Origin of the sequence: Hymenobacter defluvii (assembly GCF_017589435.1) — a bacterium.
Taxonomy (GTDB): Bacteria; Bacteroidota; Bacteroidia; order Cytophagales; family Hymenobacteraceae; genus Hymenobacter; species Hymenobacter profundi.
The window spans coordinates 126,842-149,240 of the sequence record NZ_JAGETX010000005.1 but is presented as its reverse complement, the minus strand read 5'-3'; the positions used below and the strand labels follow the sequence as shown (position 1 = coordinate 149,240).

Annotated in this window: 18 protein-coding genes and 1 riboswitch; of the genes, 10 read left to right on the top strand and 8 right to left on the bottom strand. The window is 60.6% G+C overall.

Annotated elements, in window-relative coordinates; translation table 11 throughout:
* Window positions 1–162: 162 nt before the first annotated feature.
* Together J4D97_RS11050 and J4D97_RS11045 are read right to left on the bottom strand one after the other, a co-directional pair.
* A complete protein-coding gene (locus J4D97_RS11050; protein ID WP_208307633.1) occupies window positions 163–1,287 on the bottom strand; it encodes an alkene reductase in 1,125 nt (374 codons plus the stop codon).
* Window positions 1,288–1,443: 156 nt separating this feature from the next.
* The gene (locus tag J4D97_RS11045) at window positions 1,444–2,613 is read right to left on the bottom strand and encodes a PA14 domain-containing protein (RefSeq protein ID WP_208307632.1); all 1,170 of its coding nucleotides are present in this window, start codon (window positions 2,611–2,613) and stop codon (window positions 1,444–1,446) included.
* A 224-nt stretch (window positions 2,614–2,837) separates the two neighbouring features.
* Window positions 2,838–2,949: riboswitch (SAM riboswitch) on the top strand.
* A 72-nt stretch (window positions 2,950–3,021) separates the two neighbouring features.
* Between J4D97_RS11045 and metH the strand changes: the two genes are divergently transcribed.
* The 9 genes from metH (at window position 3,022) to J4D97_RS11005 (ending at window position 13,805) form a co-directional block, all read left to right on the top strand.
* Window positions 3,022–6,735: a methionine synthase gene (gene metH / locus J4D97_RS11040; RefSeq protein ID WP_208307631.1), complete on the top strand. Its 3,714-nt coding sequence runs from the start codon at window positions 3,022–3,024 to the stop codon at window positions 6,733–6,735.
* Between the two features lie 159 nt (window positions 6,736–6,894).
* The gene (gene metF / locus J4D97_RS11035) at window positions 6,895–7,851 is read left to right on the top strand and encodes a methylenetetrahydrofolate reductase [NAD(P)H] (protein ID WP_208307630.1); all 957 of its coding nucleotides are present in this window, start codon (window positions 6,895–6,897) and stop codon (window positions 7,849–7,851) included.
* Between the two features lie 117 nt (window positions 7,852–7,968).
* Complete coding sequence (locus J4D97_RS11030; protein WP_185282123.1) at window positions 7,969–8,439, top strand: tetratricopeptide repeat protein; 471 nt, start codon at window positions 7,969–7,971, stop codon at window positions 8,437–8,439.
* Between the two features lie 240 nt (window positions 8,440–8,679).
* Entirely contained in the window at window positions 8,680–9,249 is a 570-nt protein-coding gene (locus J4D97_RS11025; RefSeq protein ID WP_208307629.1) for an energy transducer TonB, read from the top strand.
* Between the two features lie 60 nt (window positions 9,250–9,309).
* Window positions 9,310–9,855 (top strand): hypothetical protein, encoded by a 546-nt coding sequence (locus J4D97_RS11020; protein ID WP_185282125.1) that lies wholly within the window; start codon window positions 9,310–9,312, stop codon window positions 9,853–9,855.
* 143 nt (window positions 9,856–9,998) lie between these two features.
* Window positions 9,999–11,495, top strand: a complete 1,497-nt coding sequence (locus J4D97_RS11015) for an N-acetylmuramoyl-L-alanine amidase (RefSeq protein ID WP_208307628.1) — start codon at window positions 9,999–10,001, stop codon at window positions 11,493–11,495.
* Between the two features lie 172 nt (window positions 11,496–11,667).
* Window positions 11,668–13,071, top strand: a complete 1,404-nt coding sequence (locus J4D97_RS11010; protein ID WP_185282127.1) for an L-lactate MFS transporter — start codon at window positions 11,668–11,670, stop codon at window positions 13,069–13,071.
* Window positions 13,072–13,106: 35 nt separating this feature from the next.
* Window positions 13,107–13,247 carry an MFS transporter small subunit gene (locus J4D97_RS23970; RefSeq protein ID WP_425514699.1) on the top strand — a complete coding sequence of 47 codons (141 nt, stop codon included), beginning with the start codon at window positions 13,107–13,109 and terminating at the stop codon, window positions 13,245–13,247.
* A gap of 135 nt (window positions 13,248–13,382) precedes the next feature.
* Window positions 13,383–13,805: a DUF2007 domain-containing protein gene (locus tag J4D97_RS11005; RefSeq protein ID WP_208307627.1), complete on the top strand. Its 423-nt coding sequence runs from the start codon at window positions 13,383–13,385 to the stop codon at window positions 13,803–13,805.
* 100 nt (window positions 13,806–13,905) lie between these two features.
* Here J4D97_RS11005 and J4D97_RS11000 read toward each other — a convergent pair whose 3' ends face one another.
* The 3 genes from J4D97_RS11000 to J4D97_RS10990 form a co-directional block, all read right to left on the bottom strand.
* Window positions 13,906–14,142, bottom strand: a complete 237-nt coding sequence (locus J4D97_RS11000; RefSeq protein WP_185282129.1) for a hypothetical protein — start codon at window positions 14,140–14,142, stop codon at window positions 13,906–13,908.
* A 174-nt stretch (window positions 14,143–14,316) separates the two neighbouring features.
* Window positions 14,317–15,468: a S1 family peptidase gene (locus J4D97_RS10995; RefSeq protein WP_208307626.1), complete on the bottom strand. Its 1,152-nt coding sequence runs from the start codon at window positions 15,466–15,468 to the stop codon at window positions 14,317–14,319.
* A gap of 48 nt (window positions 15,469–15,516) precedes the next feature.
* On the bottom strand, window positions 15,517–16,104 hold the full coding sequence (locus tag J4D97_RS10990; RefSeq protein ID WP_208307625.1) for an RNA polymerase sigma factor: 588 nt from the start codon (window positions 16,102–16,104) through the stop codon (window positions 15,517–15,519).
* 136 nt (window positions 16,105–16,240) lie between these two features.
* On the opposite strand from J4D97_RS10990, the gene J4D97_RS10985 reads away from it, so the two are divergent.
* Window positions 16,241–16,459, top strand: a complete 219-nt coding sequence (locus J4D97_RS10985) for a hypothetical protein (RefSeq protein WP_185282132.1) — start codon at window positions 16,241–16,243, stop codon at window positions 16,457–16,459.
* A 154-nt stretch (window positions 16,460–16,613) separates the two neighbouring features.
* Here the strand turns inward: J4D97_RS10985 and J4D97_RS10980 are convergent, their stop codons facing one another.
* The 3 genes from J4D97_RS10980 to J4D97_RS10970 are packed head-to-tail and all read right to left on the bottom strand — an operon-like array spanning window position 16,614 to window position 22,262.
* On the bottom strand, window positions 16,614–18,407 hold the full coding sequence (locus J4D97_RS10980) for a hypothetical protein (protein WP_208307624.1): 1,794 nt from the start codon (window positions 18,405–18,407) through the stop codon (window positions 16,614–16,616).
* Window positions 18,408–18,453: 46 nt separating this feature from the next.
* A complete protein-coding gene (locus tag J4D97_RS10975) occupies window positions 18,454–20,679 on the bottom strand; it encodes a DUF4175 family protein (protein ID WP_208307623.1) in 2,226 nt (741 codons plus the stop codon).
* The gene (locus tag J4D97_RS10970) at window positions 20,676–22,262 is read right to left on the bottom strand and encodes a BatA domain-containing protein (protein WP_208307622.1); all 1,587 of its coding nucleotides are present in this window, start codon (window positions 22,260–22,262) and stop codon (window positions 20,676–20,678) included. Before J4D97_RS10970 ends, J4D97_RS10975 begins: the two co-directional genes overlap by 4 nt.
* Window positions 22,263–22,399 lie beyond the last annotated feature (137 nt).

The window sequence follows — 22,399 nt, the reverse complement described above, 5'->3', positions numbered from 1 at the left end:
TGTTTAGAAATCCGTTCCGGAATGTAACTCGCCCTGAAAACAGGAAAGCCTACCGCTCCGAGCAGTAGGCTTTCCTTGGTATAGCTAGATTACGTTGTAGGCAGTCGAAAACGGAGTGCCTGCGTTCGGTACTTGGTCTTCAAAACGAAAACCGAGCAACGCTTACTTTTGCTCGATGTCCTGTGCCGCTTCCTTGGTTTCTTGCAACGAAGGATAATCCGTGTAGCCCTTCTCGCCGGCCACGTAGAACGTGGTAGGATCGGGGGTGTTGAGGGCGGCACCTTGCTCGAAGCGCTCCACCAGATCGGGGTTGGCAATGAACGGCACACCGAAGGCAATCAGATCGGCTTCGTTGTTAGCCAAGGCTGCCTCCGCAGTTTCCTGGGTGTAGCCACCGTTCAGGATAAAGGTGCCGTTGAAAATTTCGTGCAGCTTGGCGGCCACGGCCGGCCGGCTAGGCTGGGCCATGGGGTGGCCGGGTAGGGCCTCAATCACGTGCAGGTAGGCTAGGTTGAACTGGTTCAGTTGCTCCGTTACATAGCTGAACGTCGCCACTGGATCGGAATCCTGAATGCTGGCGCTACCCTGGGGCGAGAAGCGGATGCCCACGCGGTCGGCGCCCAGCTCGTCTACCACGGCCTGCACCACTTCCAGCACAAAGCGGCTGCGGTTTTCTACGCTGCCGCCATACTCGTCGGTACGCTGGTTGGAGCCGTCTTGCAGGAACTGGTCGAGCAAGTAGCCGTTGGCGCCGTGAATCTCGGCGCCGTCAAAACCAGCGGCTTTGGCGTTGCGGGCAGCCTGGCGGAACTGGTCTACCACACCGGGAATCTCGCTCAACTCCAGTGCCCGTGGGGTAGGCACTTCTTCCATGCCCTTGCCCGTGAAGGCCTTGGCGCCCTCCGGCTTGATGGCCGACGGGGCCACCGGCAGCTCGCCATTATGAAAAAACGGGTGCGACACCCGACCCACGTGCCACAGTTGAATGTAGATGCGCCCGCCTGCTTCGTGCACCGCGTCGGTTACCTTTTTCCAGCCGGCCACCTGCTCCTCAGAGTAGATGCCGGGCGTGTTGATGTAGCCCACGCCCTGCTCCGATACCTGCGAGCCCTCCGTGATAATCAGGCCCGCCGAAGCGCGCTGCACGTAGTATTCCACGTGCATATCGGTAGGCTTGTGCGCGTCGTTGTCGGCGCGGCTGCGCGTCATGGGCGCCATCACAAGGCGGTTGGGTAGGGAAAGGGCGCCCATGGTGAAGGGCGAGAAAAGATGGGTTGTCTGTGTCATGTTGAGTGGGTGTACAGCTGCAGCAAAGGCGCTGCGCGTATCGGTGTCTACAACTCATGTTTGTACACGAATGTTTTGGCTGGTGCAGAGGTTATCGAATCTTAACACGCTCATGCTACCGCGCCATCTTGCTCGCTGGTATTACTATCTATCGCCCTACTCCACTACCACCTCTACCCGCCGGTTGCGAGGCCGCTGGCGCGGGTCGCGGTTATCAGCCACTGGCCGGGTGCCGCCATAGCCCACCGCCGCTAGCCGGAGCGAGTCGATGCCTTGCTGCACTAGGTAGCGCCGCACTACTTGGGCACGTTGCTCGGAAAGCTTTTGGTTGAGCGTCGCATCGCCAATGTTATCGGTGTGGCCGGCTATTGTTAAGCGGAGTGTGGGCTGTTGCTGTAGGGTGTGGGCTAACGCGTTCAGGGTAGGGTAGGAGGTAGGCAGCAGCGCCGCCGTACTGCGAGTGAAGTAGAGGTTGGGCAGTGTAAGTGTCTCACCTTTCGTGAGCATGCTCAGGGTAGGTAGAACAGGAGTTGGTGCTACAGCATCGGCTGCGGCTGCCTTGGGGCGCAGCGCCGTAAGCGGCTGGATGGTCGCTGGGCGAAGTGTTGCCCGTCTGGTTTGTCGGACCTTGGTGACGGTTGTTGCTTTAGGAACGGGGGTGGTCGGCGGTGCGATAGGTGCGGCGGCCACCGCTGGCGGCGGAGCAGGGGTAGAGCGCGGCGCGGCCTTAGCCGGTAAAGAAGGGTAGAGGTAGCGCGTAGGAATGGGCACCGAGTCAGTTTCGCTAAAGCCTACGGCCTCACGCACCTTATCCCACCACGAAGGCTCCGTGAGAGGTGGCGTTTGCCAGGCCAGCAGCGCTCGGGTGTCGAAGTTTGCCTGAAAGTACTCCACTCGTATAGGGTAGTAGCGCCCAGCCTTCAAGACCATATGCGTAGAAGACATGGTAACTGGCTGATATTGCCAGGAGTCCAAGATCTGCTGCTGCCCAATCCATACGCGCATTCCATCGTCAGTAGCAATCTTGAATTTGTAAGTGCCCGTCGAAGGAGCGTAGAGGTAGCCCGTCCAGCGTACCGAAAACCACTGGCCCGGCACCCCCGGCCCCGGCGACACATACCGCTCCGATGGTCGGCCGGGGGTAGGCGGGCCGTAGGTCCAGTCGAAGTCGATATTCTTATCGAGGCGAGTGAGTACCAGCTTCTCAAAGTCGCGCCCAGCATAGTACTGTCCCCGCAAGCCCATGCCGGCAGAAGGCGGCATAATAGTCTGCGCTAACACCGCGCGGCTGAGCAGGAAACCAGAAAGCAGGAGGAAAATCCGCATAAGGTGCATAACCACGAAACCAGCGGGGGATAGATGCTCTGGGTTACTAGCCGCTGATGATACAAAATGCGGCAGAAGTAAAAGCCGTGACGATTTTTTCAACAGAGTGGCGCCTCCTGCTCATCAAACAAGATTTTCGATCTACCAAGCCAACCTCGCGCAGCAGCCTCAGCAGAAAAGCCAGGACGGTTGTAATCTGAGCTTTGAGCTGTATCTTTGCGTATTACTTATCCAGAAAGACCGAGGGATTGGGCCCTGTGACGTCTTGGCAACCTGACATATTACAAGGTGCCAACTCCCATTTCGCCCTACCTATCGGGCGGAAGAAGATAAGTACAGGAACCTGCTTCGGCGGTTTTCTCTTTCTGGATAAGCTTTCGTACCCGCTGCTTTCCCGAAGGAAAATCCATGAAGACGACCTGCCCCGACTCCCCGCTCTACGACATCCTCCAACGCCGCCTCCTAATTCTGGACGGCGCCATGGGCACCATGATTCAGCGGCACACGCTGACGGAGGAGGACTTTCGCGGCCCGCGGTTTGCCGACCACGCCAAGCCCCTGCGCGGCAACAACGACCTGCTCTCGCTCACGCGCCCCGATATCATCAAAAGCATCCACGCGGAGTACTTTGCCGCTGGTGCCGACATGGTGGAAACCAACACCTTCTCCGGCACCACCATCGCCCAGGCCGATTACGCGCTGGAACACATTGTGTATGAGCTGAACTATGAGTCGGCGCGGCTGGCCCGCGAAGTAGCCGACGAGTTTACGGCCAAAGACCCCAGCAAGCCGCGCTTCGTGGCCGGCGCTATTGGCCCAACCAACCGCACCGCCTCCCTCTCGCCCGATGTAAACCGTCCCGGCTTCCGAGCCGTGACATTCGACGAGCTGGCCCACGCCTACCACGAGCAAGTGCGTGGACTGGTAGACGGTGGCTCCGATGCGCTGCTCATCGAAACCATCTTCGACACGCTGAACGCCAAGGCGGCCCTGTACGCGGTGCAGCAGTTCTTCGACGAAGGCGGCCGGCAGGTGCCCATTATGATTTCCGGTACCATCACCGACGCTTCGGGTCGGACCCTGAGCGGCCAGACGGTAGAGGCGTTCTGGAACTCCATTCGTCACCTGCCCCTACTCAGCGTGGGCCTGAACTGCGCCCTCGGTGCCGATCAGCTTAAAGTATATGTGAAGGAGTTGAGCCGCATTGCCGACGTGCACATTTCCGCCTACCCCAACGCTGGCCTACCCAACGCCTTTGGTGGGTATGATGAGTCGGCCGAGGAGTTTGCGGGTTTGGTGGAAGGCTACCTCACCGATGGCCTCGTGACGGTGGTAGGCGGCTGCTGCGGCACCACGCCCCAGCACATTGCCGAGCTGGCCCGCCTGGCCGACAAGTACAAGCCGCGCGTCCTACCCGAGGTGCCGCCCGCTACCCGCCTGAGCGGGTTGGAGCCGTTCGGCATCACCGAGCAGAGCTTATTTGTGAACGTGGGCGAGCGGTGCAACGTGACCGGCTCGCGCGCCTTCGCCCGCCTCATTCGTACCGGCAACTACGAAGCTGCCCTGGCGGTAGCCCGCGACCAGGTAGAAGGCGGCGCCCAAGTCATCGACGTGAATATGGACGAAGGCATGCTCGACTCGGAGCAGGCCATGACCACCTTCCTCAATCTGATTGCCTCCGAGCCCGACATTGCCCGCGTGCCCGTCATGATTGACTCCTCGAAGTGGAGCGTGCTGGAAGCCGGCCTGAAGTGCGTGCAGGGCAAAAGCATCGTCAACTCCATTTCCCTCAAGGAAGGGGAAGAAGTGTTCAAGGCCCGCGCCCGCACGGTGCGCCAGTACGGCGCGGCCGTGGTGGTCATGGCCTTTGATGAAAACGGCCAGGCCGACAGCTACGAGCGCCGCATCGAAATCTGCCAACGCAGCTATGATATCTTGGTGAACGAGGTAGAGTTTGCGCCCGAAGACATCATCTTCGACCCTAACATCTTGACGGTAGGCACCGGCATGGAGGAACACCGCAACTATGCGCTGGACTTCATCGAGGCGGTGCGCTGGATCAAGCAGAACCTGCCCGGCGCCCTCACCAGCGGCGGCGTTTCGAACATCAGCTTCTCCTACCGTGGCAACGACGTAGTGCGTGAGGCCATGCACTCGGCCTTCCTCTACCACGCCATCAAGGCGGGCCTGGATATGGGCATCGTGAACCCCAGCCAGCTGGGCGTGTACGATGAGGTGCCAAAAGACCTGCTCGAACTCTGCGAGGACGTCCTGCTGAACCGCCGCCCCGATGCCACCGAGCGCCTTGTGGACTTTGCCGAAACGGTGAAGCAGAAGGAAAAGGTGGAGGTAGTGGCCGACGCTTGGCGCAGCCTACCCGTGCAGGAGCGCCTGCAACACGCCTTGGTGCGCGGCATCACGGAGTTTATTGACCAAGATACCGAGGAAGTGCGCCAGCAGGTAGGGCGCCCATTGGAGGTAATTGAAGGCCCCTTGATGGCCGGTATGAACGTAGTAGGCGACCTGTTTGGGGCCGGTAAAATGTTCCTGCCGCAGGTCGTGAAATCGGCCCGCGTGATGAAGAAGGCCGTGGCCTACCTAGAGCCTTACCTGCTGGCCGACAAGCAAAGCGGCGACCGGCAAACCGCCGGTAAAATCCTGCTGGCCACGGTGAAGGGCGACGTGCACGACATCGGCAAAAACATTGTGGGCGTGGTGCTGGCCTGCAACAACTTTGATATTGTGGACCTGGGCGTGATGGTGCCGCTGGAAAAGATTCTGGACGAAGCCGAAAAGCAACAGGTCGACATCATTGGCCTGAGTGGCCTGATTACGCCTTCGCTCGATGAGATGGTGTACGTAGCGCAGGAAATGGAGCGGCGCGGCCTGCAAACGCCCCTGCTCATTGGCGGCGCCACTACCTCGCGCCTGCACGCCGCCGTGAAGATTGCGCCCGCCTACACCGGACCCGTGGTGCACGTGAACGACGCCTCTCGCTCGGTGGGGGTAGCGGCAGGCCTGCTGGGCTCAGCCAAGGAAACCTACGCCCATACCGTGCGCGACGAGTACGAGACTCTGCGCAACGACTACGCTGGCCGCCAGCGCGACAAACGCTACCTCACCATCGAGCAAGCCCGCGAAAATGGCTTTAAGGCCGATTGGGAAGAAACGCCGATTACCAAGCCTACCTTCTTGGGAACGAAGGTGCTGGAAGACTACGACTTGGCCGAGCTAGCCACTTACATCGACTGGACGCCCTTCTTCCACACCTGGGAGCTGAAAGGCCGCTATCCGCGCATCTTGGAAGACGAAACCTTGGGCGAAGCCGCCACCAAGCTATTCGAAGATGCGCAAGCGCTGCTGCGCAAAGTCATCGACGAGAAACTGCTGACGGCCCGCGCCGTGTTCGGCTTCTGGCCCGCCAATACTGTCGATTACGACACCATTCAGGTGTTTAAGGACGATACCCGGCAAGAAGTAGAAACGGAGTTCTTTACCCTACGTCAGCAAGGCGAAAAGGGCAAGAACATCCCCAACGTGGCCTTCTCCGACTACGTGGCCCCGCTGGAAACCGGCCGCGCCGACTACATCGGCGGCTTCGCCGTAACGGCCGGCCTTGGCATCGAAAAGCTGCTCGATCAGTTTGAGCAAGACCACGACGACTATTCCAGCATTATGATTAAAGCCCTGGCCGACCGTCTGGCCGAGGCCTTCGCCGAGCGCCTGCACCAGCGCGTGCGGGAGGAGTTCTGGGGCTATGCCTCGGACGAAAAGCTTTCCAACGAAGACCTCATCAAGGAGCAATACCGCGGCGTGCGCCCCGCCCCCGGCTACCCCGGCTGCCCTGACCACACGGAGAAAATCACGCTCTTTGAGCTGCTGGATGCGGAAAACAAAACGGGCATTCACCTCACCGAAAACCTGGCCATGTACCCGGCTTCGTCGGTGAGCGGCCTGTACTACGCGCACCCTGCCTCGCGTTACTTCGGCCTGGGCCGCATCGGCAAAGACCAGGTAGAAGACATTGCTGAGCGTAAGGCCATGCCGCTGGCAGACCTGGAACGCTGGCTGGCCCCCAACCTGAACTATGACCCTACGGCCGTGCCGGTTACGGCGTTGTAGGCTTACCCCACCCCCCGACCCCCTCCCCTCCGGGAGAGGGGGAGCCAGACGATTGTTCTATTCCAAAGCTTATCCGGAGCTAAGCACTTCTGCTAATACCGCACCGTCTGGCTCCCCCTCTCCCGGAGGGGAGGGGGTCGGGGGGTGGGGTCAACGTATATGAAAGTCACCGAACACCTCTCCAACGCCCACGGCAAAACCCTCTTCTCCTTCGAGGTGCTACCTCCGAAAAAGGGCGAGAATATTAAAACGCTGTTCTCCAACATCGAGCCGCTGATGGAGTTCAAGCCGCCGTTTATCGACGTTACCTACCACCGCGAGGAGTATGTGTACCGCAAACACACCAACGGCTTGCTGGAGAAGCACACCGTGCGCCGCCGGCCGGGTACGGTAGGCATCTGTGCGGCCATCAAGAACCGGTTTGATGTCGATACCGTGCCCCACCTCATTTGCGGCGGCTTCACGAAGGAAGAAACCGAAAACGCCCTTATCGACCTGCACTTCCTGGGAATTGATACGGTGCTGGCCCTGCGCGGCGACCCCATCAAGAGCGAAGGTCAGTTCAAACCCGAGCCCGACGGCCACGCCTACGCCTGCGACCTGATTGGGCAGGTGTCCGACCTGAACAAAGGAGCCTACCTCGACGAGGAGCAGGACGAAACCTCCGCCACCAACTTCTGCATCGGCACGGCCGGCTACCCCGAGAAGCACTTCGAGTCGCCCAATTCCGGCGCCGATATTCGCTACCTCAAGCACAAAGTAGACCGCGGCGCCGACTACATCGTGACGCAGATGTTTTTCGACAACGAGCAGTTTTTCAACTTCGAAAGTCGCTGCCGCGCGGCGGGCATTACGGTGCCCATTATTCCGGGGCTGAAGCCCATGACCACCAAAAGCCAGCTCACGGCCCTACCCCGCTCGTTCTACTTGAACATCCCGGAGGAGCTGAGCGAAGCCGTGCACTTGGCTCCCGACAACGCCGCCGCCCGCCAGATCGGCATTGAGTGGTGCATCAATCAGAGCCGCGAGCTGATGGCTCACGGCGTGCCGTGCTTACACTACTACAGCATGGGCAAATCTGAGTCTGTGCGTAAGGTAGCCGCTGCGCTGTTTTAGAATAGTGAAATTGTGAAATTGTGAAATGGTGAGTTTAACGTGCTGGCAGCGCATGCCGTACACAGAGAGGACACTGAACGTCAAACTCACCATTTCACAACTTCACCATTTCACCCTTTGACCTCTCTCGACGAGTTATTTGCGCAGCTGCGCGTGGCCACGGCACCAGCCGAAATTGAGGCCCTGCGCAACGGAATCTGGCAGCTGTGGCTGACTACCGGCGAGCAAGCGCTAGACAAGCAGCTAGAGGCAGGAATGCGGGCGCTGGCCGCCGAGGAGTACACGCGGGCTATTGCCTGCTTCACGGAGTTGATTACCGCCCGTCCCGATTGGGCCGAGGGCTGGAACAAGCGCGCCACCGCCTACTTCATGCGGGGCGAGTACCGCGCTTCCCTAACCGATATTGAGGAAACCCTACGCCGTGAGCCGCGCCACTTTGGGGCGCTGAGCGGCTGGGCCATGATTCTGCGCCAACTCGGCCATCATCGGGGCGCGTTGCATGTGTTGCGCCGCCTCGAAGCACTGTGCCCGCAGTGGCCCGGCTTGCAGGAAGATCTACGCGACCTGCGCGACCAACTGGACAGCTGAATCCCTGATTAGCAAGGTTTTTGTCTGCTGCAAGAGAATTGTATATTTTCTGCAAAGGCGAAGCATGCCCTATAAGCGCTGATTAGGCTATAAGGCTATACATTTGTTATTTTGGTTAGATTTAGTGAGTAATCAAATGTTGCAGATGTAATAAATAATATAATTATTATTGGTTTATACTAGTGCTTTATCCAGTCCTACCCACTCTGTTCTGATCTTCTCTCCACCCATATTCCACCCATGAAAAAAAAGCTACTATACGGATTCCTCTTCCTACTGCCTAGCCTTTCGTACGCGCAACGCCTACGCGAAACGCAGTGGGAGAAAGGCATGATGGACAAAGGCGAAAAGGTAGGCGTATGGGAATATTACGCCTACAACCGTGCTGGCACCCAGCTAGTAGTGCAGAAATACGACCATACTGAGCGCAAACTATTGGAGTACCGCCCGCTGAGCGACGTGCCCTACCGTGCGGAGCTTATGCCCGGCAAATGGACCGCAGTGCATCTCGACCGGCAGCCCATGTTTCTTGGGGGAGATGCCCGGTTGGCGACGTACACTGCCAAGCTGAACTACCCGCAGGCTGCTCAGAATAAAAAGCTACAGGGCCGTGTGCTCATTTCCTTCGTGATTGATACGCTGGGCCAAGCCAGCAATTACCAGATCATCCAGAGTGTGGGTGGGGGCTGCGATGAGGAAGCCCTGCGGGTGTGCCGCACGATTCCGAACGAATGGCTTCCGGCCCGGAAAAATGGCCGGTCGGTGCCAGTGGTATACGAGTTGCCATTCGTGTACAAGCTACGCGAGTAACGCGGGGTGCTGGCTGTTGCGGTAGTCAACTTGGGGGCGCCAATCTGCGTACATGCGGGCATGATGCTACTTCGTACGCTAAGCAAAACCGTGGCCCTGGTGGCCCTACCCCTCAGCCTGCTAACTGCCTGCGACAGCACGCCTCGCGAGCGGCAAGCTGCCCTGGAAAAAGGTGTGAACAGACTGGATACTATAGCCGACCGCGCCGGCAACAAAATAAACGCCGCCGCCGGCCGTGCCGCCCGCTACGACTCTGCCTCCCGCGTTCGGAACCGCCAGCCCCTCGACCCCGCCGCGGAGGCCACTTTCACCACGCAGTTGCTGGGCACCTACGCAGATATTGGTGCTCTAACGGCTACTACTATTGAGCCCGCCTACACGCAGTTTTTGCAGCAAGTGCGTGCCCAGCGTCGCGCCTGGACCCAGCGCGATTGGGATTACGCCACGGCCATCTACCGCCGCCTCAACGAACAGTTTCGGGCAGTGCGCCTGGATGTGAAAGGCCGCGACGAAATCCATATCCGGGCGCTGCAAACCGAGTTTACGGCTCTGGAAACCGGCCGCGACGTGAAAGACATGGGCGAAGCCGTGGGCAATAAGCAGTAGGTTGAGCCTGGCATCTCGAATCCTTGGTTGGTAGGCTATTCCGATACAATGCGAGGCATAGACTACTTACTGACCTCTCTACCTTACTTAAAGCCTCGCCATCTGACGAGGCTTTTGTGTTGAAATCCCATTGCTTGCTGCTCATGATGCATTTCCTGTCTGCGCGTTTCGTAGTGCTACTGTTTTGGCTGCTCCCCTTGGCAGCCCCGGCGCAGCAGCTGATTGAAAGCGTTACCACCGTACCCGCCGCCGACCAATGGCTGCAACCCGGCGACCAGCTGCAAGTGCGTCTCAAGGGTAGGCCTGGGAGTCGCGTTACGTTCTACCGCGGCCAGCGGCTCACGGAGCTGCCCAACCAGCGCGGTACCTACCAGGCAACGTACGTGGTACAGCCCGGCGATACGCTCGCTAATCGGCCCATCACCTTTCAGCTGGTGGCTACTGATAGTACCCGCGCCACAGCCACCAGCAAAAACCGGGTGCGCCTGCTGAACCTGAACGAGCCCCAACTGGCACAAACCACGTCCAACCTTTCCTACCTCAACTACGGCCTAGGCGAAGACCGCCTTGGCGGCGCCAAAATGTGCTACCTCGACTCAGCCGTGGTGCTGCACCTCACGGGCAGGGTAGGCAACCTCTACCGCGTGCGCCTGGCCGAATCCCAAACCGCCTGGATACCGCAAGAGCAGGTGCAGCTAATGCCGCCCGGCGGCTTCGTGCCTACCTCGCTCACGGGCTCCTGGGACGTGCGCGGCGACTCTCTGTTCGACTACGTGCGGGTGCCACTCACGGCCCGCCTACCCTACCGTTCCCAACTCCTCACCAACCCTACCCGCCTGGAGGTCGATATTTTTGGGGCCACCTCGAACACTAATTGGATAACCCAGCGCGACGGTCTGCAAGCCCTCGGTGATGTGCACTACGAGCAGGGGGCTCCCGACGTATTTCGGTTGGTGCTGTTGCTGAAGCACGCACAGAGCTGGGGCTACCATATTGGCTACAAGGGAAATATATTGGAAATACAAGTGCGCCGCCCGCCCGCCAAGCTTCGGCTGCGCGGGTTGGTGGTGGCCATAGATGCTGGCCACGGCGGTACCAATGTGGGTGCCGTGGGCAGCACCGGCGCCCGCGAAAAAGACCTGACCCTGGCCATTGCCCGCCAGCTACAGCAGGAATTGGAGCGACGGGGCGCCCGCGTCGTCATGACCCGCACCGACGACGCCAGCCTCGAAATCAGCGACCGGGTGCGGCAGCTGCGGCGGGCGCGACCTAATTTGTTGGTCAGTATTCACGTCAATTCCTCCGGCAATACCGCTACGCAGGGCACCAGCACTTACTACCGCTACGTGGCGTTTCGGCCGCTGTCGGAGGCGCTGTATGGGCAGATGCACCGCACCGGCCTGCGCGGCGCCGGCAACGTGGGCAGCTTCAACTTCGGCCTGAACGGCCCTACCGAATATCCCAACGCGTTGGTCGAAACAGCCTTCGTGTCCAACCCCGAGGACGAGCGGCGTCTCATCGACCCCAAATTTCAGCAGGGAATGGCGGTGCGCATGGCCGCGGGCGTGCAGGAATTTGTGCGCGGTACGCGGGCCAAGGGATTGAAAGGATGGTTGTTTGGAAAACCAGCTGTGCAGTAGTTCATCAAGGCTTCATATGACTATATCTATTTAGCAAAAAATAATCGTGTCAAATTGATTTTGGCGCGTAAAAGCAGCTATTTACTGCTGCGTAGCCAATGCAATAGCCCGTTAGAAGCGAACTGGTTGCGGCACTTCATCTCCTCTCATCACCCAAATTCCTACCCCTCGTATGGCAGAAACTTCTCTACTGGACCGCAGCCGCACCATAGCTGGCCCGGGCTACAACCGCTGGCTGATTCCGCCTGCGGCGCTGGCTATCCACTTGGCTATCGGGCAGGCCTACGCGTTCAGCGTGTTCAACAAGCCGCTGGGCTCCCTCATTAGCGGCGACCCTGCCAACCCCGCCCCCGACGACTGGACCCCCGGCCAGATCGGCTGGACGTTTTCTATTGCCATTGTGCTGCTGGGGCTCTCGGCGGCCGTGTTTGGCAAGTGGCTGGAACGGGTAGGACCGCGCAAAGCCATGATGGCTGCTTCCCTGTGCTTCGGCGGCGGCTTCCTAATTGGCTCGCTGGGCGTACACCTGCACTCGCTGGCGCTGCTGTACCTGGGCTACGGCGTAGTGGGCGGTATTGGGTTGGGCATTGGCTACATTTCACCAGTTAGTACGCTGATTAAGTGGTTTCCCGACCGCAAAGGCGTGGCGACGGGCATGGCCATTATGGGCTTTGGCGGCGGCGCCATGATTGGCTCTCCGCTGGCCGTGGCCCTCATGGACCACTTTAAAGGTTCGGCACCGCAAGGTGTGGCGCCTACCTTCATTGTGATGGGCATTATCTATCTGCTGTTCATGCAGTTCGGGGTGTGGACCATCCGGGTGCCCGCCGACGACTGGGCGCCGGAGGGCTACGTGCCCAGCACCGAGCATGACGCCATGATTACGACGGCCAACGTATCGGCTGATAACGCCATCAAAACGCCGCAGTTCTGGCTGCTGTGGGTGGTGCTGCTCACCAACGTAACGGCCGGTATCGGCGTACTCGAAACGGCTTCGCCTCTGATTCAGAATACGTTCTCGGATGCGGCCATGGGCGCGGGCCGGGGCGTAACAGCCGCCGCTGCCGCGGGTTTTGTGGGGCTTTTGAGCTTGTTCAACCTGCTCGGGCGCTTCTTCTGGTCGTCGGCTTCCGATAAGCTGGGCCGCAAAACCACCTACGCCATCTACTTCATCCTAGGCATCATCCTGTACGCCTTCATCCCAACGCTGGGAGCGGGCCTGCAACTGACATTGTATGTGGTGGCTGCTTGCATAATTATTAGCATGTACGGCGGCGGCTTCGCCACCGCACCAGCCTACCTCTCCGACCTGTTTGGCAAGTACCAGGTAGGCGCTATTCACGGGCGCTTGCTCACGGCCTGGAGTACGGCCGGGGTACTGGGGCCGTTGATTGTGCACACCCTCAGTGAGCACGCCAAAGAGCAGAATCTGGCAGGCGCCGCCGCCTACCAGAACGTATTCTACACCATGGCTGGCGTGCTGGTGGTAGGGCTGCTGGCCAACCTGGCCGTGCGCCCCGTAAAAGAACAGTACCACGAAAAAGGCCCTGTTACGATTGAAGCCGGCGGCCACTAAGCCGGCCCTCACCTTATACTTTTCTTCCTGACTATATGGACTCACGAAACACTTCCGCCCCCGAAACCGCTTCGAGCGGTGGCGCCCTTGTCTTGGCCTGGCTTTTTGTTGGGGTACCCCTACTTTGGGGGGTTTCCCAAACATTTATCAAAGCGCTGGCCTTGTTTAATAGCTAAGCGGCTGATCAACAGACAACAAAAAGCGCACTCTCTGGGTGCGCTTTTTGTTTAGGTAGGTAGAATGGTCGTGCGCTGTGCACAACTTCCTCCTGGGCTTTTCTGTTATTTGCTGCCGCTTCGCACCCCACCACTATGGCCTCCGTTGTTCCTTCTGCCGACCGCATTATTCTGTTGGCCTCTTTCCCTGATTCTATTGCCGCACACCTGGCCAAAAGCCGCCTCGATGCTGAGGAAATTCCCTGCTTCGTAAGCAACGAAAACCGGCCCTACGGCCCTATTTCGGGTGGGGTGCGCCTGCACGTGCGCCAGCAAGATGCCGAGGCGGCGCGCACGGCCCTGCTGGAAGAAACCGTGCCCATGACCATCCTGCCCGACCCTGATACGCAGGAGGGCACCGCGCTTACCTGTGCCCGCTGCGGCTCCCCCGACATTGCCACTGCCGAGGTGCGCCCTGGCGCCCCAACAGCCTCGCGCTTCTTCACCCGTCTGATCTATTCCCTGCGCGGCATCCGTTACCACTGCTTTCATTGCGGCTATGAGCTGCGAGAGGAATAGCTGACCGTTGTGCTGAGTGAAAGTGACGCATTTCACAAATAAAAAATCCCCGACTACTTTCCGTAGTTGGGGACTTTTTATTTACCTGCGAACAGAACGACTAGTTCTTGTCGGCGCGGTTGATGAAGAAGATGGCTACACCAGCAATGGCCGCGATGCCTAGTACCAGTTGGGTGGAAGTGAACTTCTGCGCGGATTTCTGAAGCAAGCCTGCCCCGTTCTTGAACAGGTCCTCCATGTGTTCATGGTCGCCCTGAAATACATGGTAGGCACTTTCAAACGTGCGAGCAATGTCTTCGGGAGTGATTTTGTCTAGAGATTGGATGTCGTTGGCCATAGGAAAGAGTGGAGAGAAAGTTACGGGAAATCAAGTGGCACGCCAGTAAAAGCGCTACCGATACTCCTACGGGAAAAAGGCGGCGCGGGCTGCCTCTTTTTGTTGATTTTTGCTGGTAAAAAGAAAAAGCTCCGCCGAATGGCGGAGCTTACTAGGCTATAGGAAGGTCATTTTCTATTCGTATACCTTTACTACAAAAACGTAATTCTGCAATTTGCGAATCTGCTGCGGGCGGGAGGTGCCGGTCAGCAAATTGGTGCGGGGTAGCGTAATATCGTGCGATACAGCAGCCGTTTGCAGCGAGTCGACGAGGCGGGTGAGGTAGGACGACTTAGTGGCAAACGCTGCGCTCTGCACATCCGACTGCTTGCCGCTGACAATACCAATCAGGTTGCCTCGGTCGTCCAGCACTGGCCCACCAGAGTTGCCGGGGTTCACCGGAATCGAAATCTGGTAGAAGCCCGTGTCGCCCTCGAAGCCCGAGCGGGCGCTCAGGGAGCCATCGTTAAACACCAGGTCTTCGCGGGGGTAGCCCAGCGTATATACCCGCTCGCCCAGGTCGGCGGTGGTGCGCTTGAAGGAGTAGGGCAGGCGGCCGAAGCCGTGGAAGTCTTTATCGACGATGCGCAAAATAGCCAAGTCGCGGGCCACATCGGTGAATACCGGCTCGGCGTGGTAATGGTCGTGCGTGCGGCTCTCCACCAGCAGCGAATCGGCGCCCTGAATAACGTGGTAGCTGGTCACCAGGTAGCCGTTGGGCGACAGCGCGAAGCCCGTGCCGCTGAACTTGCCAGGGTTAATATCTTCGGCCTTGGTTTCGTCGATCTGCGTGATGGCGCGATTCATGGCCCGCTGCGTGCGCTTGATGCGCTCCACCTCGCGGCGCAGCATGGTGTAACCGTAGGTAGGAGCCGGTTTTTGGGCGGCTTTCCACCACTCAATACCCAGCAAGGTGCCAAACACCGCCATAATGGCTACCGAAGCGGCTACGGCAATGGTAGCGCGGTGGCTACCCCAGAACTCGCGCAGCGTGCGCTCTATCCCAGAGATATGCATCGTCGGCATCAGCGGGTTGCCGGTCTGGTAGGTTTCTTCGGCGGTGGCTTCGGCATCTAGCGTGGCTTGGAAGGCTTGCAGCTTGCGGCGCGTGCGCAGTCGTTCGCCGTAGCCGCGCAGGGTGCCGTTCAGCAGGTCGAAATCGGTGAGCTGCTGGGCAAAGCTAGGGTCGGCGGCGAGGCGGCGCTCCAGCTCCTGGCGGGCAGGCGCAGCCAGTTCGCCGGCTCGGTAGGCCTCAAATAGCGCGTAATAATCAGCTTCTGTTTTCATACAGGAAGCGGCTGGGTTAAGGCCGCCAGGGCAATAGGGTGCAGGCTGCTAAAACGATTCTTCCTCCTGATAATGGGTGAAAAACAGCTTTTTCAGGCGCACCAAGCATTTATATTTCTGATTCTTGGCGTTGTCGGCATTGGTGTAGCCAAACTCCGTTGTAAGCTCCTGCATAGATTTATCCAGCAGGTAAAAACCTTCGAGTAGCGAACGGCATGGCTCCCCGATGCGTTCCAGCGCCTCGCCCATCAGGCCAAACTGCCGGTCGCGCTCCTGGGCGTCGAGCAAATCCTGCTCGGCGCCCGTTTCGAGGTAGGGTTCGTGGTCGGTGAGGCTGCCGCCAAAGCGGTTTTTCTCGGCCAGCCGTTTCAACCACAACCGGCGGCACACGGCGTAGAGGTAGGTCTTGATCTGGCAGCTTAGCTCCAAAGAGCCATCGCGCACCTTCTCGTAGAACACCATCACGCCCTCCTGATACACATCCTTGGCCTCGTCCTCGGTACCGCTGTTTTGCTGTACCAAGTGAAGAACCATGGGGAGGTGCAAGCGGTAGAGCTGCGCCAGCGCCCGGTCGTCGCCCTGACGGATGGCCGCCACGAACTCTGCATCGGTGTAGGAAGGAAGTCCCTTACCCATTCGCTATACTTCTTGTTTTAATACGGATGGGGCTCTTACGTAACCCATCAAAAATAAATATTCTCAACTCGGGTTACTTTTCTTCGAAGCAGGGATTAAGAGCGTTTTCAGACGAAAAATCAACCCAACCCCAAAGATGAAAAACCTACTGAAAGTATCTGCCCTGGCTATCGTATTCGCTGCTGGCCTCGCTTCGTGCGAGTCGAAGCCTGCTGAAACCACGACCACGACGGAAACTACGACCACCGAGACGGCGCCCATGATGAGCAACGACTCGACCTCGACGATGGAAGGAACCGCTCCGATGGCTGATTCGACCTCGACCATGTCGACTACTACCACCACGGCTGAGTAAACCATACTATTTGCTGGCGTTGTACCCACAACGCCAGCAAACGAAAGGTCCGTATCTTCCTCCGGGAGGGTACGGACCTTTTTTGTTGTAGCCTACCCAAGCAGGCACAAAAGTAGCGGTTACGCAGGAAAGCGGCCGGGCGAGCGGTGAGGTGCTACAGCTTTTCCTCCAGCCAGAGCGTGCCCGCCGCCAGTACAAAGAGGGCCACAAACCAGCCTACTGCCCACGGCTGCCGGGTAGTAGCGGGGGGGAGGTTGTCGGTTGCTACAGCAGTCGGCGCTTGGTATGCTTCGCGCTCCGTAGCCTGCCAGGCAGTGGGCGCAAACACGTAGAACCACTGCCGGGTAGCGCCGGGGCCCTGCACCTGGTGCCAGCCCGCGGCGGCGGGCCAAAACTGCCCCGTAGACCACTCCGGCAGGCGCGTATCCTGCTGCATGGGTAGGCGGACGGCTGGTTGCTTAGCTGTGGTAATACTGGGCAGCGTAGCCGGAAGCGTGGCCGATTCTAGGCGTAGAGTAGTGGGCTGATGTGGGCGGGGCCAGGCATCTACCACTTGCCACTGCGCTGCCACGGGCACTGGGCGGGCCACCGCGGCCAGCAGGCGACTCCAAAAAGCCGCATAGCCAGCTGTGTTAGTCGTTTGCAGCTGCCAAGGGTAGGTGGCGGCCAGCGTGCTGACTATCACGTGCCCTAGCCCTACCCGCGTTACGCCCACCACCGGGCGTTGGCGGGCATCGGTAGCCAGAGCGGTGCTACCTGCCTGGAGCCGCAGCTCGGCAGCGAGCGGGGCGGCCAGCGAGGCCGGCGCATCGGGCCAGCGCACGGGCTGGGGGAGGTCGGCGCCGGTGGGGCGGGGCAGCAGGCTAAAGGCGGCGCGACCGGGTAGCGCACGGGGTAGGGCGCCTGGCTCAGCTAGTAGCAATAAGCCCAAGCCTTGGTTTTGTATGGCCGCGCGCATGGCCTGGGCTTCGGCGGGAGCGAGGCTGGTGAGAGTGCCATTGTCGGCTATTACCACATCGTAGCGAGCCAGTAGGGTAGGCGAGAGGCGACGCAGGTCGTGGGTTGGCTGGTTGAGGAAAGCTGTCTGGGTGAGGCCTTTGCTGACTTGCGTGCGCAGCGCCACGCGGTGTTGTTGGGTGCCCAGGTAGTTTTTGAGAAAGTTGAATTCGAAACCGGGTGTGGTGGTGAGTAGCAGTACGCGTAAAGGTGCTATTGCCATTACCTCCACGGGCACCGTCTCGCGGGCTACGACCTGCGTGCCGCGCCGCGCCCACAATTCGTACTCGGCCAAGCCAGTGGCTTTGGGTACGTAGCGAAGCTGGAAAGCACCACGCCCGCTCTTTAGCTGCACCGAGTCGCGGGTTTTGCCGGCGGCGCGCAGCCCTACCCACACCGGCGCTTTATCTGCGGTGGCCGCCGCAAAGGAGCCATTCAGCTGCAACGTTTTCCCTAGCGCCACCTGCCGCGCCCACTGCGCCACCCGAAAGCCAGCCACCGCCGCGCCACCGTGCCGAATCAGGTGAAGCGAGTCAGCAACAGAGGCGGCATCTGAGGGCAGGCCCCGCCCCAGCACGTGCAGCTGCCGGAGGTGGGGCAACTGCTCGCGCAGGGCTACTAGGCTGTGCAGGGTAGGCGTGTCGGGGGTAGGGGCCGCGCCGTAGCGCCACAGTTGGGTGCCTGCACCCAGCTGGCGCAGTAAAGCTTGCAGCGAGTCGGGTTGGTAACCAGGCATTAGCAGGATAGCTTGCTGCCGACTACCGGGTATGGTGCGGGCAGGCGGGTAGGCTATCAGCCACAAAGCGGCCGCGGCCACCCAGCCCGCTACTAGACGCAAAGCCAGCCGTTGCCGGTTGGGACGGCGCCAGGCGGCCACGCTCAGCCCAACAGCCAGCAGCAGACAGAAAATGAGCAGCGCGTAGAAAAGAAAGTTCGGGGTGAAGGCAGACAAGGAGCTGAAGTAAAGGCAAACAATCAAATCAAATAATAAGGCGGCGCTACGGCTGACCCAGCGCCTGCAAGTAGCGCCGAGCCAGGCGGTTAGGCGAAGGAGCAGGGGTAGGCGCGGAGGTAGGAGTAGGCAGCAGGGCCGTAAGAGCGCGCTCTACTACAGGCAGGCACTCGGGGCAAGGCACCGGCTGCCTGGCGCGCAAAGCGGCGCTGAGCTGGCGCAGGTCGCGCAGGGCGGTGAGGTAGGCGCCAGGGCGTTGCAGGGCCGCCTGGGCCAGTTGCGACCCGGCACGGTCGAGCAGGGCGGCATCGTCAGGGGCGGCGGGTTGACCGCGACGCAAGCGACTCAGTAGGCCCAGGGCAGCCCGCACGGCTGGTTGGGAAGCCGGCGCTGCCACATCGGCGCGACGCTGAGGAGTGGCGGCGCCTTCTAGCTCGCCCGTGAGGCGCACGGTGGCTTCGGGCATGGGCGGCGGGGTGTAGCCGGCTTTTTTGACGTAGACGCGGGTTTGCTGCTGCACTTCCTTCAAGAGGCGCAGGGCCTTGTACTCGTAGGGTAGGGCCTCGGCGGGACGAGCGGTGCGCAGGCGCAGCTCGGCTTCCCACATCTGACTGAGCACTACGCTGAGCTTGGCTTTCACGGCCGGCTCCAGGAAATCGGCGGTTTCGGCGTCGTCGTGCTTGTGCATGTAGGGGTCCATGAGGGCGGCCGTGGTTTCCAGCGACGAGGGGTTGGCGTTGGTTGACGGGGCTCCGTGCTCATGGCCGTGGTCGTGGCCGTCGCCCTCGTGGTGCTCCTCTTTTTCGCCCTCCGGTATGGCATTGGCCTGGCCGATGCTTTCCTCGAATTCCTCGCCCATAAACTTACCGTAGCGCATACGCAGCACCTTTTGGTCGTGCCCGATGTCGTTGGCACGGCTGGCAAATGTGGACTGATCCAGCCCTTTGCGCTCCGAAAGCAGCTTTTCCGTATCGATAATTACCTGGCGCTGACTGCGGAAGTAGGCCGGCACCACGTTCACACCCAGCGAAATATCCGCCCCGGAAGCGTCAATAGTGGTGTCTTCCCACTGCACCAGGTAGGTGTCGGTACGGGCCATTTGCCGGTGGTTGTCCCAGGCCTGCACGTAGAAATATACCTCGTCGCCGTAAGTGAGACCCAGCTGGCGTAGTTGCAGGGTGTAGGTAAGCTGGTGTTGGGTAGGCTGACCGCGCAGCTGAGCGCTGAGGTCAGTGGCAACTTCCGTAAACTTCACCGCCTCGCCCTCGCCCTTGGCCACGGTAGCTACCACGCGGGCCCGGCTTAGGCCATAGTCGTCGCGCACGGTTACGCGCACGCCTACCTGGGGCTTCTGCCCAAACTCTACCAGGGTATAGGGTTTCGGTGTGATGAGTTGGAGGGTAGGTGCCCGGTCAGGAATGACTTCAAGGGCATAATCCTCAGAAGTTTGTCCTGCAAACCGCAGCCGGTAGAGCACCGAGCTGTTCACTACTTGTTCAGCCTCAAACGCCAGCGAATCGCTGGCCACGGGCCGTAGCGGTACCCGCCGCTTGCCCAATTCCAGCACCGGCGCGGCGGCGCGGCGGCTTACACGTACCCGCCAACGCACCCGCGACCCGGCCGGCGCCTGAAACGACGGTTGTGCCGCCGCAAAAGCCGCCCGGCGTGTGTAGGCCGGCGGCGTCACCAGCAGCTTCAATTCCTGAATACGTGGGGCCTTGGCTGGCGCCGGTTTACCCACAAACCGCAAGGGCACGGCGGGCGCCGTAGCAACCGTAGTGGCTGGCTGTGCGGCTGATTTTGGTACCACCCAACACACGCCGGCTACCACCAGAAACAGGCTGGTAAGCAGCAATGAGGTGCGCCACGGCGTGGGCAGTAGCGCGGGGGTAGCGGCCGTCAGCGCATCGAGGCGCTCGGCTACGTGCTGCTGCTGTAGTTGCTCCAATAGGTTGAGGTTGGGGGTAGGGCGTAGGAGCAGGCCGGTGCTGTCCTCCAGCTCCGCAAACTCCCGGTCGAGGCGGCGAGCCAGTGGCTCGGGCCGGAATTTCCACAAGCGTACCAGCCACACTACCAGTGCTATAACGCCCACGGCTAGCAACACTAGCAAGGCTGGCCCCGCCTGCGGCCACCGCTCTGCGGCTACCAGCGCCGCGCCGCTAGCCGCTAAGAAAGGCAGCAGAATCTGTACTGTGCGGCGGCTGGCGTACGAACGCGCCACGCGGCGCAACAGGCCCGGCGCAACGGCAGCAGAAGTTACGGAAATGCTCATACGGAAGCAGTAGCAGTAGTGAGAGGGCGCCCGGCAGCGCGCCAGGAGAGCAACCGTTCCAGCCCAAACAGCAGCACGGCCGCCAGCACCACCCACGGCCGCAGATCCGTAGCGGGCGGAGCATCATTAGCTACGGAAACAGACGCAGCGGCTGGCGCGGTCGTGGTCAGTAGCTGGTGCGGATCGAGGGTACGCTGATCGTGGGCAAGCAAGCGGGTAGGCGCTACGGGCGGCTGGAGCAGTGGCAGCAGCAGCCCTGGCAAGGCCGGACTTTCGCCCAACGCGCTCCAGCTTGGGTGCAGCCGGGTGCGGAGGTGATACAACGTGCCCGCACCCAGCGCCTGCCGGACGAGCAACGGTCGGCCGGCAGCATCCTGCCACACGGTTTCGGCCGCCGCCACCGTCAGCGAATCGAGGCGCCGAATAGCAACAGTGTTTTGTGTGTTAGTAGGAATGAATGTGCCGCCAACGGCGCGGCCGCCCCCGCGCCCTACCCGCCACACCTGCGTACCCGGCACGGCTGCTTGTTGCCAGGCAGCGGGCAGCGGCGCGTCTTTCAGCCAGATAACCACATCGGGCAGCGGCCCGGCAGGCGCTAGGGTAGCGGCCGTAAGTTGCAGCGGAGCCACCAACCCGACGGAGACAGCCTGCACCGCCGCCCGCCAATAGCGGGCCTCCAGCGCATACGCGGCATCCGTGAGCAGCCACGCGCGCACCGGCGTAGTGCGTACCGGTACGATGGTAGAATCAAGTGTGCGCAGTTGGGCGCCGTTGGCTGTGGTTTGGTAGGAAATACCCGGTAAGCCCGTCACCCGCACGGAAGCGCCGTTGGCGGGGCGTCGCACTGTCAGGCTGCGGAAGGTGCTGGCTTCCTCGGTGCTACGGCCCACCAGCAAGCGCAGGCTGTCGGTGCCAACCAAGGCCGCAGCCTGTAGCCAATGGGCCGAATCAGGGGTAGGGACCAGTTGCCAGCGCAAAGTGGCGGGTAGCGCTGGGCGTGGGCCCTCAAACCGCCGCAACGCCGCCGTCGAAAATACGCGGAGTGGTCGGTTGGGGAAGGAGTCGGCGGCTTGCTGGGCGCGCATCCACAAGTTATCAGCTGGAAGCAATGCCCGGAGCGAATCGGTAAGCGAAGGGGTAGGCGAGGCCAAGCGCGCCCAGGTGCGGGCCGGCACCTGCGGAAAGCCGCGCCGCAGTTGGCGCAACTCGTAGCCTTGCTGGCGCAGTGAATCGATGCCAGGGCGCACGGCGGCTAGGGCCGATGAGGCCAGCAAGTCGGGGCTCAGCAGGACTTGTCCCCGCACGGGCGGCGCGGGCTCCTGCCAGCTCAGGCCCGCCACGGCCAGCGCCAACACGCCCACCAATGTGGCCCGCAGCAAGAATAACAGCAGCTGCTCAGGCTTCAGGCGGCGCAGACGGCGGTTGGCGGCCGTTTCCAGCCAGCGCAGGCTGCCTACCTGTACCACCCGGGCGGGGCGCCGGTTCCAGAGGTAAACCAGCAGCGGCACCAGCACCCCCAGCAGCGCCAACAGGCCGGCCGTGGGGTGCAATACGTGAAACGTTGATAGGGACAGTGCAAGCATGAGGCAAAAGGTAGGGGCGCCTGGCAGGCGCCCAGTGATACGCAGGCGGTTGTAGGGGTACAGACTGTTGCGTTTCCGCTTAGGGAGCTCGGTGTGGTGTATGCATCAAAGGATGAAAAATAGAACCATCTGTTGCG